General features: G+C 62.7%; 14 protein-coding genes. 4 read left to right on the top strand and 10 right to left on the bottom strand.

All coding sequences use genetic code 11. From position 1 onward, the window contains the following. Positions 1-6: 6 nt before the first annotated feature. The 8 genes from AC0L2M_RS08535 to AC0L2M_RS08500 all read right to left on the bottom strand — a co-directional run bounded on the left by AC0L2M_RS08535 (position 7) and on the right by AC0L2M_RS08500 (position 8,589). Positions 7-1,116, bottom strand: coding sequence for a hypothetical protein (locus AC0L2M_RS08535; protein ID WP_473534568.1), 1,110 nt, complete (start codon positions 1,114-1,116; stop codon positions 7-9). Positions 1,117-1,380: 264 nt separating this feature from the next. Continuing rightward, positions 1,381-2,166, bottom strand: a complete 786-nt coding sequence (locus AC0L2M_RS08530; RefSeq protein ID WP_473534567.1) for an SDR family NAD(P)-dependent oxidoreductase — start codon at positions 2,164-2,166, stop codon at positions 1,381-1,383. A 13-nt stretch (positions 2,167-2,179) separates the two neighbouring features. After that, a complete protein-coding gene (locus tag AC0L2M_RS08525) occupies positions 2,180-3,175 on the bottom strand; it encodes an ABC transporter permease (protein WP_091591842.1) in 996 nt (331 codons plus the stop codon). Between the two features lie 136 nt (positions 3,176-3,311). After that, positions 3,312-4,352, bottom strand: a complete 1,041-nt coding sequence (locus tag AC0L2M_RS08520) for a sugar ABC transporter substrate-binding protein (protein ID WP_023798316.1) — start codon at positions 4,350-4,352, stop codon at positions 3,312-3,314. Between the two features lie 40 nt (positions 4,353-4,392). Continuing rightward, on the bottom strand, positions 4,393-5,157 hold the full coding sequence (locus AC0L2M_RS08515; protein WP_091591840.1) for an ATP-binding cassette domain-containing protein: 765 nt from the start codon (positions 5,155-5,157) through the stop codon (positions 4,393-4,395). 17 nt (positions 5,158-5,174) lie between these two features. Then, entirely contained in the window at positions 5,175-6,341 is a 1,167-nt protein-coding gene (locus AC0L2M_RS08510) for an ROK family transcriptional regulator (RefSeq protein ID WP_473534566.1), read from the bottom strand. 319 nt (positions 6,342-6,660) lie between these two features. Then, the gene (locus AC0L2M_RS08505; protein WP_473534565.1) at positions 6,661-7,950 is read right to left on the bottom strand and encodes a M23 family metallopeptidase; all 1,290 of its coding nucleotides are present in this window, start codon (positions 7,948-7,950) and stop codon (positions 6,661-6,663) included. A gap of 171 nt (positions 7,951-8,121) precedes the next feature. Continuing rightward, a complete protein-coding gene (locus AC0L2M_RS08500) occupies positions 8,122-8,589 on the bottom strand; it encodes a peroxiredoxin (protein WP_287171936.1) in 468 nt (155 codons plus the stop codon). 95 nt (positions 8,590-8,684) lie between these two features. On the opposite strand from AC0L2M_RS08500, the gene AC0L2M_RS08495 reads away from it, so the two are divergent. Then, positions 8,685-12,059, top strand: coding sequence for a hypothetical protein (locus AC0L2M_RS08495; RefSeq protein WP_473534564.1), 3,375 nt, complete (start codon positions 8,685-8,687; stop codon positions 12,057-12,059). Between the two features lie 192 nt (positions 12,060-12,251). Here AC0L2M_RS08495 and AC0L2M_RS08490 read toward each other — a convergent pair whose 3' ends face one another. Next, positions 12,252-13,982 (bottom strand): adenylate/guanylate cyclase domain-containing protein, encoded by a 1,731-nt coding sequence (locus AC0L2M_RS08490; RefSeq protein WP_473534662.1) that lies wholly within the window; start codon positions 13,980-13,982, stop codon positions 12,252-12,254. A gap of 58 nt (positions 13,983-14,040) precedes the next feature. On the opposite strand from AC0L2M_RS08490, the gene AC0L2M_RS08485 reads away from it, so the two are divergent. Beyond that, a complete protein-coding gene (locus AC0L2M_RS08485) occupies positions 14,041-14,187 on the top strand; it encodes a hypothetical protein (RefSeq protein ID WP_287054803.1) in 147 nt (48 codons plus the stop codon). Between the two features lie 210 nt (positions 14,188-14,397). Further along, a complete protein-coding gene (locus AC0L2M_RS08480) occupies positions 14,398-15,957 on the top strand; it encodes a BCCT family transporter (protein ID WP_473534563.1) in 1,560 nt (519 codons plus the stop codon). 112 nt (positions 15,958-16,069) lie between these two features. Here AC0L2M_RS08480 and AC0L2M_RS08475 read toward each other — a convergent pair whose 3' ends face one another. Continuing rightward, complete coding sequence (locus AC0L2M_RS08475) at positions 16,070-16,291, bottom strand: hypothetical protein (RefSeq protein ID WP_473534661.1); 222 nt, start codon at positions 16,289-16,291, stop codon at positions 16,070-16,072. Here AC0L2M_RS08475 and AC0L2M_RS08470 point away from each other — a divergent pair. Further along, on the top strand, positions 16,271-16,420 hold the full coding sequence (locus AC0L2M_RS08470; RefSeq protein WP_287237480.1) for a nuclear transport factor 2-like protein: 150 nt from the start codon (positions 16,271-16,273) through the stop codon (positions 16,418-16,420). The genes AC0L2M_RS08475 and AC0L2M_RS08470 overlap by 21 nt on opposite strands. Positions 16,421-16,467: the final 47 nt, after the last annotated feature.

The raw sequence follows: 16,467 nt of genomic DNA, 5'->3' as shown, positions 1-16,467 counted from the left end.
AACGCTTCAGGTGAAGTGACCCAGCCGGCTCCACTGCTCGCCCGCAAGCCCGTTCAGGAAAGCTTGCGAGTTCTTCATGGCATCCAGAAGCTCTGGATCGCGTGAATGCACCACGGTCGAGGCAACGGTCAGGAAAGCGATGCGTCGCCCAAGCATTGCTTCCAGAAGTGCGGGTTGAATGCGTCCGCGCAGGCCGCTGACGCCGCGTACGGCGGCATCATCGATCAGGCAGTCGATGACGGAACCCGCTTGGCCGGGGAGGGCGAGGATCTGCAGCACGCGGCCGATTTCACCCGCCCGCGCGTGATAGGCGAATGCGCCGACATTGGTGCCGACCGGCGATGCCACGGAAACGTAGACAAGCTCGCCCAGATCCGGCCTTTGTGCCGCATCGGTCAGCATATGATCAAGCTGGCCTTCCGCCCAACTCGGGCGCAGGGCGAACTGGGCGGTCAACGGTTCGACGAGCCTGGCAAATGCGTCGCTGTCGATTTGGGATGTCCGAAAAGCGCCATGACCTGCCCCGTCCGCCGTCACACCGGACCAGCGTCGTTCGCTGGACTTCATTCGCCTGCAATAAAACCGGTCGAGGGCATGCGCAAACGGATTGAGCATTCGGACAGATTTCATGCGACTGGCGGAAAGGCTGAGCACAAAGCTCGACGGCCGCATCACGCGCACCCAGTCGAGACTGTATTGCGGCAGGACAACGCCGCGCAGCCGGGTCCACAATTTTGTGGAAATATCGTTGGCGGTCTCGCTGAACGAGATATCCTGCGGGCCATTCAAATAAGCCTTCAACAAGCGGGCGCCGGCCATCGGGTCGCGTTCATGATCCTCGACCATGAGCGAGCTGCAGATGGCGGCGCGTAATTGCCGGCCGTTGAACTGCATCGGCAACACGTGAACGCCGACGAACCCGGAGACGTCGCCGGCGTCGTTGACATGGACAAGCGAGCGGAGATCGCCTCCGCAACCCGGCGCCTCCAGATAAAACCGTCTCATATAGTCGATGAGCGCGGCCGGCGCTTCGGTCCGCTCCTTGCGCAGCACGCGTTGAAACATGCCTGCGACTGCCGGAACATCGGCACTTTCCAGGGCGCGAATGACGCTCAAGCCCGGCTCCCGGTACCGGAGTCCCCGCGTTTCCAGACCATGGCAAGGCCCGGCTCCCCATTGGCCATCGCCACGAACGGCAACTGCCCGCAGCTATGCAATCTACAATTGCACTCGCTCCGGTGGTGGTCGAAAGGAGAGCTGTAACGCTGCGGCAAGGCAGGCCCTTTGCTTGATCATGAAAACGAGCGTCGTTGCTGTTACCAGCTTCGGGTAAACCGATGTTGAAGTATTGGGCGGCGAATCGAGTTTATCGGGCGCGGATCATGGCGGAAGCAGGCGGAAGTCCTTGCCTTCGGGCAGCAGCTGCCCGCCATCGACGATGATGGTGGTGCCGGTAATGTAGCTGGCGTCGTCCGAGGCCAGGAACAGGAAGGCATTGGCCACGTCGCGCGGGCTGCCGAGGCGGCCGAGCGGTATGGAGTCCTCCATGTTCTTGATATAGGCGGCGCCGCGATGCAGCTGGATGGCTTCGGTGAGGATATTGCCGGGCTCGACGCCGTTGACGGTGATGCCATAGCCCGAGAATTCGAGGGCGGCCGAACGGATCAGGCCGTTGATGCCGGCCTTGGTCGCCGAATAGTGGCCGTGACCGGGGCTGGTGACGTGCGGGCCGGTGATCGAGGAGGTGAACAGCATGCGGCCAAAGTGCTGCGCCTTCATCGGAACGAGCGCGGCCCGGGCGGCATTGAAGCTGCCGCGCAAATTGACCGCCATGACACGGTCCCAGTCCTCCGGGCTGGTGTTTTCCAGCAATTGCCAGGGATAGATGCCGGCATTCTGGACCATGATGTCGAGACGGCCGTGATGGTCGAGCGCCAGTGCAACGGCGGCTTCGGCATCGGCCGTCTGCGAGATGTCGGTGCGGATGAAGGCAGCGCCGACTTCGTTCGCGGTCGCTTGCCCGGCCTCGACTTCGGTATCGGCCAGGACCAGCTTGGCGCCCTCTTCGGCAAAGCGTTGTGCGATGCCCTTGCCGATGCCGCGCGCACTGCCGACGATCAGCGCGACCTTGTCCGAAAGTCTTCCGATCTGTGGACGCCCGGTCATGCCAGCCCCCCTCTCATGCCAGTCTTTGGCGGATGGTTTGCTTGAACGCGTCGAGCAGCACGGCGGCAAGCACCAGCAGGCCGTGGATCACCTGGGTGAAGTTGGCCGGCAGGCCCATGAGGTTGATCGCCGTGTTGATGGCCGACAGCAACAGCACGCCGGCATAGACGCCGGGCAGGGTGCCGACGCCACCCTTGAGGCTGACGCCGCCGATGACGACGGCGGCGAAGGCGTTGAACAGCAGGCCGACGCCGAGATTGGCGGTGGCGCCGGAGGTGCGGATCGCGAGCAGCCAGCCGGCAAGGCCGGCGATGGCGCCGGCGAGAACGAAGGCGATGACGAGGTTGCGGTTGACGCGGATGCCGGCGCGGAAGGTTGCGGTCTCGTTGCCGCCGATCATAATCAGGTGCCTGCCGAAGGGGGTCTTGGCCATGATCAGCGAGAACACCACGAAACACGCAATCGCGATCCAGGCGGTGAGCGGCAGGCCAAGCAGGCGCTGAATGCCGAACCAGCGGATTGCCGGCGCGAGGTCCTGTGCCGAGCGGCCGCCGGAAATGACCAGCACGAGGCCGCGCACCCAGATGTAGGACGCCAGTGTGATGATGAAGGCACTCATCTTCACCTTGACGACCAGGTAGCCGTTGATGGCGCCGATGATGCCGCCGACGACAAGCCCAATCAGCAGCGAAACCGGAACCATCAGCCATTCCGGGTGCAACTGAACGCCAAGGCCGATACCCGCCGAGCAGAACAGGATGCCGACCGCCATTGCACTGAGCGCCGCCACGGATTCGACCGACAGGTCCATGTGACCGGTGATGATGACCAGCGCCAGGCCGATCGACATGACGCCAAGCACGCTCGACGCCTCGATGATGTTGGCGAAGATGCCGAGCTGGAAATAGTTCGGAATGGAGATGGAGAAGACCACCAGCACGACGACCAGCATGAACCAGACGAGGTTGTCGAGGACGAATTCGAGGGCGTGGCGCGTGCGGGGTGACATGTGCTGATCCGGCTGGCGCATCGATTCTCGGAAAGGATCACGCGCGGATTGGAAAAATTGCTGCAGCTTGCTCTGCGCGTCCGTTCGAACGCCCAGGGCTCCGGGCCAGCGCGGCCCGAAGTCTTGGGCGACTTTGCTATTCGACCGGCTTCACGGTGCCCGAGGGCGGCTTCATGTTGCCCCAGAAGGCCGGGTTGTCGACGTTTTCCTTGGTGATCGCAGCGCCGGGGATCTTGATGTTCGGTCCCCAGGCTTCAATCGTCACGGCCGACTTCAGGCCGAGCACATCGTACTCGCCCGGCTTGATCTCCTGCTTGTTGACGACCTTGTCCATGAACATGGCGACGGCGGCGGCCTGAGCGTAGAGCGGCTGCTCGACTTCGACGTTGAGCCAGCCCTTGCGGATCAGGTCGAGGCCGACCGGCGCGCCGTTCGAGCTCATCAGCATGACGTCGCCCGGTTTCTTCCCGGCGGCCTCGAGCGAGGCGACGGCAGCGACCGAGAGATGCGCGGCGTGACTGAAGATCAGGTCGATATCCGGGTTGGCGAGCATCTGGTCGTTGACGATGGTTCCGGCTGCATCCGCCGCCCATTGCATGGCCGGAACCGAGATGATCTTGACGTCCGGGAACGCCTTCATCTTCTCCTCGAAACCCTTCTGGATGTCGAGCGTGTAGGGGTCGCCAGGATCGCCAAGCACCTGGAGGATCTTGCCTTTCACCGATCCATGCTTCGCCTTCAAAAGCTTCTCGGCCTGATCGGCGGCAATCTGGCCGATCTCGACCGTTCCCGCCACCGAGGTGAAATCGGATGGCGTCGAGGTGATCTGGCGATCGAACTCGACAACCGGGATGCCGGCGGCGCGGGCGGCCTCGATCGACGGCTTCAACGCATTGAAATCGACGGCGGCAAGAATGATCGCCGACGGCTTGAGCGCAATGACGTCGTTCATCTGCGATTGCTGAGCGTCGGTCTTGTTGTCGGCGTTCAGCGTCTTCATCTCGTAGCCGACCTGCTTCAGGAACATCTCCAGAGCGCTCACCGAGCCGGTCTGGAATTCGTCGAGCAATGTCGGCACCAGGTAGTAGACGGTGCCCTTGGACTGGGCGAATGCCGGCGTGAGCGTGGCAAAGGCCAGTGCCAGGATACCGAAGACGGAAAGAAGTATTTTCTTCATGTCGTTCGCTCCTCTTGCGCCGGACCCCTCATTTTGTCCCTCAGCCTGCCGGTCCGGCACCGGCGAGCGTCTCTCCGGTGATCATGTCGATCACCGCGTCGGGACTTGTCTTGTTGCGCGCGACATCGCCGGCCACGACGCCTTGCCGGATCACCACGATCCGGTCGGCGACCTGGAAGGCCTGCTGCATGATATGGGTGATGATGACGACGCCGATGCCTTGCCTCGCCACCTGGCGGATCATGTCGAGGCCGCGCCGCGTCTGCTCGACACCGAGTGCTGCGAACGGCTCGTCGAGAAGCACGAGCTTGCCGCCAAAATGCACGAATCGATTGAGTTCGATGGCCTGCCGCTGGCCGCCCGAGAGATGCTCGACATTGGTTCTGAGCGAAGGGATGCGGGTGCCGGCGCTGGCCAAGGCCTTTTCGACCACCTGCTCCATGGCCGGTTCGTCGAGCACGGGAACGCCAAGGAATTTCCTGGTGATCTCGCGGCCCATGAAGAAATTGGCCACCACGTCGACATTGGTGCAAAGCGAGAGGTCCTGGTAGACGGTCTCGATCCCAGCCGCCTTGGCCTCGGCGGGAGATTTGGCGAGGAATTCCTTGCCCTCGAACAGCATGCGGCCGGAGGTCGGCTCCAGGCCGCCGGCGATGATCTTGACCAGCGTCGATTTGCCGGCGCCATTGTCGCCCAGAAGCGCCACCACCTCGCCTTTGCCGATCGAGAAGCTGATGCCCTTGAGCGCTTCGATCGCGCCAAAATTCTTGGTGACATTGTCGAGCACCAGCAGGGGTTGGCTCATGCCAGGCTGAGCTCCGCTCATGCCGCGATCCCCTTGCCTTGCAGTATATCTCGCCCGCGTTCGCGCTCGGCGGTGAATATCTGGCCGAAGCGCGGCGAAAGCACGCCTGAGACGGCAAGTGCGGCGGCCCCGCGCAGCACCGCATGCTGGCCGCCGCGTGCGACGGTGACACGCGGCGCCGTGCGGTCGCTTCGCGCCGAGATCGAGTTGGCGAGCCTGGCAGCCGAACCGGCCAGCCGTTCAAGCAGATCGGTGGACGCCAGTCCGCCGAGGATGATGGTTTCGGGATCGAACAGGTTCTCGACGATGGTGAGGGCGTTGCGGAAGATCGGCCCGACTTCGTCAACCCAATCGGCGTCGCTGATGTTCCGGCGCTGCAGCGCCTCGAGCGAGAGGTATCGTTCGAGGCAGCCGCGATTGCCGCAGGGGCACGGGTCGCCGCCCGGCACGACAGGGATGTGCCCGATTTCGCCGGCATTTCCCCAGGCGCCGCGTAGCGCGCTTCCGTCATGGACCATGACGCCGCCAAGACCGACACCGAAATAAAGATAGTAGTATTCGGAATACCCGATCCCGAGGCCATAGAGGCGCTCGCCCATTGCCGCGGCCGCCATGTCGGTCTCGAAAAACGCGGGCAGCCCGGTCGAGGCCTCCAGCCGTTCCCGAAGCGCCACGTCCTTCCAGCCGGTCATCGTCGTCGGGCCGACAAAGCTCATGGACTCCACGCCGAAAGGGCCGGGCAGCGCCATGCCGATGCCGAGAACGCGACCGCCCGGCCGCAGTCCGGTCAATTCAAGCACCATCGCGCCGATCAGATCGAAGGCATGGTCGGGCGTTGCGTTGGGGGCCTCGCGGTAGGCGCTCTCGATCACGTCCCCGCTCAAATTGATCAGCGCGGCATTGATACCCAGCGGAGTGACGTGGATGCCGACGGCATAGCCGCCCTCCGGGTTGATCCGCAGGGTCGCCGGAGGCAGCCCGCGCCCTCGCGGCTCTTCGCGCATCGACAGAACGTAGCCGTGTTCTTCCAGCTCGCGAACGATGGTCGAGACCGTTTGAACGGTGAGCCCGACCCGCTTGGCAATGTCGCCGCGGGCGATCGGACCGTGAAGGCGGATGGACTCAAGGACGATACGCCTGTTGTAAGGCCGCCCAAACTCCTGATTGGTCCCCCGCAGTGCCATGTCTTGCATCCCTGGGAGACAAGAGGGTGGCACCGAATATTTTTTCAGTCAAATGGAATTCAAAAAGAATTCCGGCGTTCCGTCGCGCCCCCCTCTGTCCTGCCGGACATCTTCCCACAAGGGGGGAGATTGGCAGCTTCGCCGGTGGCGATCTTCTTGCGGTGGAGATTGGCGAAAGCCGCCGTGAGCACGATCTCCCCCCAAGTGGGGGAGATGTCCGGCAGGACAGAGGGGGGCGCTGTCCCGCCAGCATCAAAAGGCCCTGCACCGATGTGACGTCCGAAAAGCCTCCGACCTGTCAGATGCACCCCTGCAGCCACTAAAGATAGCGCGCGACCTTCTTGCCGACCCTCAGGAAGCGCAGCGGGTCGATGGCCTCGCCATGGTGGCGGATCTCGTAATGCAGATGTGGGCCGGTCGAGCGGCCGCTGCTGCCGGTCTTGCCGATGACGTCGCCGGCATTGAGCCTCTTGCCGACGGTCACGTCGATTTTGCTGAGATGCCCATAGCGCGTCGCAAAGCCATTGCCATGGTCGACCTCGACCATGCGGCCGTAGCCGCCGTTCCAGCCGGCCTTGACGACGACGCCGGGCGCCGTGACCTTGGCAGGCATTCCGGTCGGCGCCCTGAAATCCATCCCCGAATGCAGCGCGGCGGTGCCGAGGAGCGGATCGGGGCGCACGCCGAACGGGCTGGTGACCGAGCGGCCGGGCGCGGGGTTGGCGAGCGGCAACCGTCGCGCCTCCGTCTTCAGCCGGTCGAGCGCGTCCAGCGCCTCGTCGAGTTCCCTTACCTTGCTGTCGAACGTCATCGAACTGTCGAGTGGTATCAGCGGACCGCCGGCATCGCTCTTGCCGAAATCGCCGTCAACCGGCAGGCCCGCCGCCTCGAGCGCCTGAGAAATCGCATCGGCGTTTTTGTAGGCGTTGTCGGCAAGCGTGGCGATGCGGGTGAGCTGCTGGCTCTCTATGGCCTTGAGCGCGGCGTTGATCGACACGAACAGCCTGTCGGCACGATCGGCCGCCGTGTCGCTCGGCAGCGGATCGGAGCGGGTCGACCACAAGGAGAACGGCCTGGTGTCGCCGGCGCCAAGGTTGGCGCCGACGCTGGCAACCGCATAGGCCGGCGGCTGGGCGTCGGTCACCTCGGCGCGTTTATCCGGCATGGCGGACGCAGCCGGGCCTGCGGCAGGCGGCGTTCCGACGTCGCTCTCGGCGCGTTCGAGGAGTGGGCCGAGGCGGCCATGGCGCAGGCTGAGCTGGGTCTGTCGTTCCAGCAACTCGCCAACTTTGGTTTCCATGAGCTGCTGGTCGAGCAGCTGACGGCTGGTGATCCGGTCGACCTGGGCGCGCAGTGCGGAGATGCGGTCCTCATAGGCCTGCTGCATGCGCGCCTGCCGTGCCGTGGTCGCGCCGATCAGGTCGTCGCGCAGCACGAGATAGGAGGTCGCCAGCAGATAGCCTATCGCCATCGCCGCCAGCGCCGAGCCGCAAAATGCGGCAAGCCATGGCCGTATGGTGAAATGCCTGATCTCGTTGCCCCGGGCGATAATGACCGTGTGGGGCTCATTGCGCCTGCCAAAGACAGTTGACTGACTGGCTATGTTCACAGGACCAAGCTTTCGTTACGACACCAACGACAAGCCCGATTACACATCATTAAGGTTAACGGTCGGTTGCTGGCGCCCAGCTTGCAGCCCATGGGTTGCAGCCGGATTGCTTCGGCGCCCGTGCTTCACACGGGTTCAGGCCAAAGCCCAGTTGACGTCCCGAAATCGACGTCAAAGCGCGCGCACGGCCTCCAGCACCGCCTCGACATGGCCTTTGACGCGAACGTTTCGCCAGATCCGGGCGATCCGTCCGTCGCTGCCGATCAGGAACGTTGCGCGCTCGACGCCCATATAGCGGCGGCCATAGAGCTGCTTCTCGACCCACAGATGATAGGCTTCGATCACCTTGCGCTCCTCGTCGGCGACGAGGTCGACGGTCAGATCGTATTTCGACTTGAATTTGTCGTGTTTTCGGACACTGTCCGGCGACAGGCCGATCACGACAGCGCCGAGCTTTTCGAATTCCGGCTTCAACTGCGAAAAGCCGATCGCCTCATTGGTGCAGCCGGTGGTGTCGTCCTGCGGATAGAAGTAAAGCACGACCGGCTTTCCCCGCAATGACGCGAGGCTGAGCGATCCGCCGCCGTCGCGGGGAAGGTCGAACTGCGGCGCAACGTCGCCGACGTCGAGATCAGCCATATCGATGCCCTTGTTTGTGGTTACGCGCGAAGCCTCATCGATATATTGTCGCACCGGGAGTCGTCCACGGTCGAGTTCGCTCAACGGAAAATTGTGTGGATCAGGAGCAGCCGCAGCACGAGAAGATCAGATTCAGGCGTGATGAAATCACCGACCTGGGGGCCTTCCCGTCCGCGTGCCGCATACCGCCGCTCGGCCAGGGCCGCGGCGTTGGTATTCTTGCGCGGCTGTTTGCCGGCTTTTTGGCCCTTGTGCTGCTGGCCACCGCCGCTGTGTATGCGATCGGCATGTCCGGCTTCGGCACCGAGCGGCTGCGGGCCGAGGCGGAAACGGCCATCGAGAAATTGGCCGGCGTCGACGTCGACGTCGCGGTCGGGCCGGCCCGTCTCACGCTCGACGGATCGAGCTTCATTGCGCTGCAGGTCAGCGACGTCAGCCTCAAGACCGCCGACGGCAAGCCGCTGGCCGATGCCGGGCGTGTCCGCTTCGGCGTAAGGCTGATCCCGCTGCTTTCGGGCGAGGTGCGGCTTACCAGCGTCAGGATCTCCGACGCGCGCATCGTGATGTCGGCGCTGCCGTCGGGTGGCGACTGGACGGCGGCGCTGCGCAATGATGACGGCCTCATCGATCCGGACAGGCTGGCCGGCACGGTCTTTGCCAGCATCGGTCACGCGCTCGATGCGGTGCGCGAGGAGCAGATGCGCCGGATCGAGCTGCGCAATGTCGACCTCGTTCCGCCCGAGGCCGGGTTGGTCAAACTGGTCAGGATCGCGGATGCTACCGTTGCGCAGTCGGGGCCGGGCGGCATGGAGTTTTCATCCGACGCGGCCGTCGACGGCAGGGCACTCACCATCGCCGCCTCAGCCAGCCGCGATACGACGACGCGGCGCGTGACGGCGTTGGATGCCAGCGTCGAGATAGCGCAGGTTGACCAGGCTGCGGCAGCGCCGGGCGGGACGCTTGGCGCGATTGCCCTGAAGTTGGCGGGATCGGAAGGATCCGGCGACGACGCGTCGCGGCTGACGGCCTCGTTGTCGTTCGCCGGTGCCGTGCTCGATCTTGGCACGCGTGGCTCGCTTCCAGCAGACGTCGATCTCGCTGCGACGCTTGTCGCCGGCGCCAACAAGGTCCAGGTGGACCGGCTGCAAGTGAGGACCGGTCGCTCGACATTCGAGTTCGCCGGTTCGATCGGACCGAAGCCGGCGACTGGAACAGCGGGCGAGGAGCCGTCCTATCGCTACGACCTGACCAGCGACGGCTCGACGCTGGCGCCTTCGGAATCCTCCGAACCTGCGCTCGATTTCATCGCCCGGGTGGCCGGCGTCTACCAGACCCGCAGCCGCAAGCTCGTGGCCGAGCAGATCGGGATCAGGTCCGGGTCCGCCAGCGAGGCGCTGGGCACGGCTTCGGTCGAGTTCGCCAGGGGAAAGGTGCCGGGCATATCTGTAGCCTTCAACGTCCACGACATGCCGGTCTCGCATGTCAAGCAGTTGTGGCCCTGGTTTTCGGCGCGAAACGCTCGCCTTTGGGTGCTGAAAAACCTGTTCGGCGGCCGCGTCGTCGACGCCAGCCTGCAGTTCCAGGTCGTGCCCGGTCGCCTTGGCAACGGCATCCCGCTTTCATCGGATGAGATATTCGGCCGGTTCCAGGTCGAAGGATCGCGCTTCGATACGGCCGGTCGCATTCCGCCGATACGCGATGCCGTCGGCGTCGTCGAATTCCACGGTAATGACGTCGACATCGCCTTGTCCTCGGGCAGCGTCTATATGGCCAGCGGCCGCACGGTGGCGGCAAGCAACGGCACGATGACGATCAAGGCGGCGAACCGCCCGCCGGTGATCGGCGCGCTCGATATCGATGTTGCCGGGGAGGCGTCCGCAATCGCCGAGCTCGCCTCCTACGAGCCGATCAATGCCATGCGCCATGTCGGCCTGCTGCCGGACGACCTGTCCGGCACGGTGACCGGCCACGTCAAGGCGGATATTCCGCTGCAGTCAGGCGTCGACAGCTCGAAACTCGATTGGCTGGTGACGCTCGATTACAAAGACCTTTCGCTGGGCAAGCCGTTCGAAGACCAGACGGTGACGGACGCGGATGGTTCGATCACGGTCGAACGCGAGAAGGCTGTGATATCAGCCAAGGCGCTGCTCAACGGCATTCCAGCCGAACTCGACCTGATCGAGCCGCTCAGGGACGGCGGACCGCCACGCAGCCGGAAAGTGGCGCTGATGCTCGACGACAAGATACGTGCCGCCGCCATGCCTGGCCTGTCGGAACTGCTTTCCGGAACCGTCAAGGTTGAGATCGACAAGAGCGGCACGGGCAACCAGACTGTTTCGGCGGACCTGACCAATGCCAGGCTGGACATTCCCTGGGCAGGCTGGAGCAAGGGCCTCGGCATTCCAGCCAATGTCACATTTGCCATGGCCAAATCCGGCGACACCACGACGCTGTCCGACTTCGACCTGGATGGAAAGACCTTTTCGATCGATGGCGGCGTGGTGCTGGTCAAAGGCGCCCTGTCCTCGGCGCGGTTCAGCAACGTCAAGCTGAACCGGGGAGACAACGTTGCCGTTTCGGTGAAACGATCGGGCAAGGGCTACGCGATCGACATCAGCGGCAGCGCGCTGGACGCGCGCTCGCTGATCAAGCAATTCACGTCCGATGTCGACACCGCCACCAAGGCCACGGGCTCCGACGCGATTTCGGTCAGCGCCGACGTCAATTCGCTGACCGGCTTCCACAACGAGACGCTGTCGAACCTGAAGCTCGACTACAGCGCCGCCGGCTCGAGGGTGAATGGGCTCAAGGTGAGCGCCACGGCAAGTTCGGGTGCTGCCATCAGCATCAGCAATACGACCGGCGCCGGCAAGCGCGCCCTCAACGTGCGGTCGGCCGACGCCGGCGCAATCCTGCGGTTCCTCAACATCTACGAGCATATGGAGGGCGGCTCGATCACCCTGGCGCTCGCCGGGGCAAGCGATGGGCCGATGAAGGGCCAGGTCGACTCGCATGATTTCTTCGTGGTCAACGAGCCGAAACTCGCCTCGCTCGTATCGACGACGCCGGCCGGCGACAGCCGCAGCCTCAACGAAGCCGTCAAAGCCAATATCGACACGTCGAGGGTGAAGTTCGAGCGCGGCTTTTCCGAGATCGAAAAGGGCGCCGGCTATCTGAAGCTGGCTAATGGCGTGCTGCGCGGCCCGCGCATCGGCACCACCTTCCAGGGCACGCTCTATGACCGGAACAACAACATGGACATGACCGGCACCTTCATGCCGGTCTACGGCATCAACCGCATCTTTGGCGAACTGCCGCTGTTCGGCGCGCTGCTCGGCAATGGCCGCGATCGCGGCCTGATCGGCGTGACCTACCGGCTCAGGGGCAATGCCAACAAGCCCAAGCTGGACGTCAATCCGCTGTCGGTGATCGCGCCCGGAATTTTCAGGTCGATCTTCGAGTACCGGTAAGGTCAAAACCCAATCACTTAGAGACCGAGTCTTGACATGGCCGGACTCTGGCTCGCCCCGGCCGAATTCACGCCCATGACCCCTGGACGGAGCCGCTCGCACGCCATTGCCGCGCGAGCGGCCTCGTCCTTGGGTGGGGGGCGGTCTTTTTTGCCTGTCCCCGATTGGATCCGGTTCGTAGTTACCGGCTGGCTACAGGTTGGCAATCCCGGCTTTCAGCAGTCCCTCGCGGACGTGCTGCACATCAGACTTCTGGGCATAGTGCAGGGTGGCGATAAATGAATCGAGGTCGAATTGGGGATCGAGCGTTTTGATCTTGCCTAGATGCGCCGCGGCCGCGATTTCGTCGCCGAGCCAGCCGTAGCAGGCAGCGGCGAAAGCGTGCTGAACCGAGTCCATGGTTGACAGATGCATGAAAGCTTCGATCGCCTCGCCATACTGGCGCGCGGCGAAATGCGCCTTTCCCAGATGGCTCCAGAACCTCTCCGGGTGGTGCGGGTTCAACTGCATTGCCTTGCGGATCCATTCAATTCCCTCTTCCGGCCTCCCCAGCCACGTCAACAACTCGCCTTGCTGCACCACCACGAGGTCGTAATTGGGATTGAGGGCGAGGGCGCGCTCTTGATGGTAGCGCGCTGTGGTCAGCTCATTGTTGTTCACGTTCACTGCGGCGAGGATGCGGTGGACATCGGCATCGTTGTCGTCCAGCGCCAGCGCCCTGTCCAGCGCTGCCATGATGTCGTTCCAGACGGCATCCCTGTCTTTGCACCAGTTATGGACCCAGGCCTGGCCAAGAATGCAGGCCCGCCAGGCATGGGCATGGGCATAATCGGGGTCGAGCGCGACGGCCCTGCCTATCAAGGTTTGCGCGCGTTCATTATCCTCAATCGTGCCTCGGTGATGCAGCACCTTGGCAGCAAGAACACATTCATACGCGGCCATGTTTGCAGGTTTCGCCCGCGCGAGCTGGTCCCGCTGAGCCGCCTCGACACGACCGGGCAGCGTGGCTGCGATCGCCGCGGTTACATCATCCTGAATCGCGAATATGTCGTCCAGCTTCCGGTCATATTTGTCTGCCCAAATATGAGCGTCATTCGCCGTGTCGATGAGCTGAACCGTTACGCGCACCCTGTTGCCGATCTTGCGAACGCTTCCCTCCACCAGGTATTGGACGTCGAGTTTCTCGGCCACCTCGCGCACATTCACGGCGCGGTTCTTGTAGACGAAGCTGGAATTGCGCGAGATGACGAACAGTTCATGATGGCGGGACAGTTCGGTGATGATGTCCTCGGTCAGTCCGTCCGCGAAAAATTCCTGCTCGGGGTCGCCGCTCATGTTGTTGAATGGCAGCACCACTATCGAAGGTTTCGAGATGGATCGCTTTGCCTCGACTTCTGGCAGGACATGACTGTCAAACCCAACGCGATAGAGGCGAACCGGGCGGCTGATGTTCTTTAACGTCTTCTCGCCCAAATCCTCCATGGCAATTTCGAGACGGTCGGCAATTTGGGTCGCCACCGCTGCGGTCACGCAGATACCGCCGACGTCGGCGAGTTGCTCGATGCGCGAGGCAATATTGACGCCGTCGCCAAAAATGTCCTCATCGTCGAAAATGATGTCGCCGAGATTTATGCCGATCCTGAATTCGATACGCCGTTCTTGCGGCACATCCGAATTGCGCCGTTTCATGCGCTGTTGGATTTCCACGGCGCATTTCACGGCATCGGTCACGCTCTGGAACTCAACGAGCATGCCGTCTCCCGTGGTCTTGATGATCCGGCCCTTGTTCTTCGCGATGGCGGGATCGACCAGTTCTATGCGATGGGTCCGAAGGCGTGCGAGCGTGCCGGATTCGTCGGCCTCCATTAGCCGACTGTAGCCCGCCATATCGGCCGCCAGAATTGCGGCTAGTCTCTGTTCCATCGCCTGAACCAAAAACCAAGCCTATCCTTCCTGGGCTGCCAAATCCAGCAATTTGGGCATGTGGCTGATCAAGGGCGCCGGCTATCTGAAGCGGGCTAATGGCGTGCTGCGCGGCCCGCGCATCGGCACCGCCTTCCAGGGCACGCTCTATGACCATGCGGGATGGACTGCCGCTCTCCGGCAAGGGCGGGTTCCTCCGCACTAAGCAGCTGCTGCGCGATGGTCGATGTAGTCGAAGCGCGGACGACGTACTTTCGAATGTGTCGGAACTGGGTCGCAACGAAGTCGCGATTGAGCCAGCTAACGCAGCGTCATTCAATCAGTTTTACCACGCGAACCGCTCTGTCGTTCCAGCCAGAAAATGCTTGAAAAGCCGGCCGCGCACGATGTTCCACGCAAAAATGGGAGTGAGCGGATGTCCATAACAGGCACCCGGAGTGTAGACTCCGGCGTATTTTGGCCGGCTGTCGTCATAGCTGGCGGCTTTGTGCTTTGGGGCGGCCTCGCTCCTGACAGTCTCGCCACAGTGGCGACAGCGACCTTGAATACGATCATCAAGACATTCGGCTGGATGTTTGTCGTTTCGACGGCGTTCTTCCTGATGTTCGCTGTTTTTCTCGCGGTTGGCAGGTTCGGCAAGATCAAGCTCGGGCGAGATGACGAAAAGCCTGAATTTTCGACCGTGTCATGGGTCTGCATGATGTTCAGCGTCGGGATGGGCATCGGCCTGATGTTTTGGGGAGTGGCCGAACCGGTCTTCCATTTTGGCGCGCCACCGCACGGAATGGCGGAGCCGCAGTCAAGGGAGGCCGCGGTCGTGGCAATGCAATACGCCTATTTCCATTGGGCGCTGCACCCGTGGGCGATCTACGCGGTTGTTGGATTGGCGCTTGCGTACTTCAGCTACAGGCGCAACCTGCCGACTTTGATGTCGAGTGCCTTCCAGCCTCTGCTCGGTAACCGCACCCACGGCCCGATCGGCCGGGCGATCGACGTCCTCGCAATCATCGCGACACTGTTTGGAACGGCCACTTCGTTGGGACTTGGCGCTCAGCAGATCAACAGCGGGATGAACTTCCTCTGGAATACCGGCGAGTCCGCAACAATTGCACTGACGATTATCGCGGCATTGACCGTGCTGTTCATCCTGTCGGCGGTTTCCGGTGTTGGCAAGGGCGTGCAATTCCTGAGCAACCTGAACATGGTCATTGCTCTGCTGCTCCTGCTCTTTCTGGCGATCATTGGACCGACCGTGTTCATATTCGACACGCTGATCGAATCGCTTGGCTATTACCTCAGCGACCTGGTCTCGATGTCGTTCCGCACGGCAGCATTCAGCGACGGAAAGTGGCTTGGCAGCTGGACCATCTTCTATTGGGCCTGGTGGATATCCTGGGCTCCCTTTGTCGGCGTTTTCATAGCTCGGATCTCTCGGGGCCGCACGATACGTGAGTTTATCGTTGGCGTGCTGCTCATCCCCAGCGCTGTTACCTTCTTTTGGTTCACCGTCATGGGCGGAACTGCGCTTCACTCGGAACTGATGGGATTGGGCGGTCTTGTCGAAGCCGTCAACGACAAAGGCGCTCCAGTATCGCTGTTCGCGCTTCTTGCCCAATATCCGGCCACCACGCTGACATCGACACTTGCGATGTTCCTGGTTGCAATATTCTTCGTTTCAGGAGCTGACGCGGCTTCCGTTGTCATGGGAATGCTCTCTTCGCGCGGTACTCTTCACCCAAGATCCGGGATCGTGGTTCTGTGGGGCATTTTGGCCGGAGCCTCTGCTTGTGTCTTGCTGGTGATGGGTGGCTTGGCTGGGCTCCAGACCGCATCCATTGTCGCGGCCGCGCCGTTTCTCCTCGTGATGGTTGGGTTATGTGTGTCGCTGTGGATGGGACTTCTCGATGATATCGAAGTCCACGGGCGGTTTAACGAATTGGAGGCTGCTCCCACGGTCCCGACGCAGCCGGTGTGAACTCCGAAAGCAACAACGTTGCGCGGGCTTGTTCCGCGCAACTTTTGGTAGCAAAGTGCGAGTTCGATACGCGCGCTGGAACGTCCACACATGGCGCGTCCGAGCCGGCCGGTCAGACCGGCCGCACCAGAACGTGTTTTTTCTTGCCGAGCGACAGCTTTACGACCTGTTCCGGACCTAGATCCTCAAGTGTCACCAACCTGCGATCGTCGGACACGGACTGGTCGTTCAGCCGCACGGCGCCGCCCTGGATGTGTCGCCGCGCCTCGCCGTTGGACGCGGCAAGCCCGTGATGGCGAGCGAGGACGGACGCGTGGTCGGCGTCCATCGCAATACCGGGGAGCGCAACGGCAAACGGCTGGATGTGCTCTGTTGCATTGTCTTCGACATCAAGAATGGCAAAGTGATTGACGGCCGGGAGCACTTCTACGACCTCTACGCCTGGGATGCGTTCTGGGCTTAGCCTCGCGAGTTATCGGGCGGCACGCGAGACTGCCCCGGGGTCCGGCC

The sequence above is a fragment of the Mesorhizobium sp. WSM4806 genome, from assembly GCF_055811635.1.
This window is presented reverse-complemented; position numbering and strand designations above follow the sequence as displayed.

What these genes read in the sequence shown, in the direction of transcription:
- AC0L2M_RS08515 (WP_091591840.1), bottom strand. Translation starts at nt 5,157, where the DNA reads ATGAGCCAACCCCTGCTGGTGCTCGACAATGTCACCAAGAATTTTGGC.
- AC0L2M_RS08485 (WP_287054803.1), top strand. Translation starts at nt 14,041, where the DNA reads ATGTGGCTGATCAAGGGCGCCGGCTATCTGAAGCGGGCTAATGGCGTG.
- AC0L2M_RS08500 (WP_287171936.1), bottom strand. Translation starts at nt 8,589, where the DNA reads ATGGCTGATCTCGACGTCGGCGACGTTGCGCCGCAGTTCGACCTTCCC.
- AC0L2M_RS08480 (WP_473534563.1), top strand. Translation starts at nt 14,398, where the DNA reads ATGTCCATAACAGGCACCCGGAGTGTAGACTCCGGCGTATTTTGGCCG.
- AC0L2M_RS08520 (WP_023798316.1), bottom strand. Translation starts at nt 4,352, where the DNA reads ATGAAGAAAATACTTCTTTCCGTCTTCGGTATCCTGGCACTGGCCTTT.
- AC0L2M_RS08525 (WP_091591842.1), bottom strand. Translation starts at nt 3,175, where the DNA reads ATGTCACCCCGCACGCGCCACGCCCTCGAATTCGTCCTCGACAACCTC.
- AC0L2M_RS08490 (WP_473534662.1), bottom strand. Translation starts at nt 13,982, where the DNA reads ATGGAACAGAGACTAGCCGCAATTCTGGCGGCCGATATGGCGGGCTAC.
- AC0L2M_RS08510 (WP_473534566.1), bottom strand. Translation starts at nt 6,341, where the DNA reads ATGGCACTGCGGGGGACCAATCAGGAGTTTGGGCGGCCTTACAACAGG.
- AC0L2M_RS08530 (WP_473534567.1), bottom strand. Translation starts at nt 2,166, where the DNA reads ATGACCGGGCGTCCACAGATCGGAAGACTTTCGGACAAGGTCGCGCTG.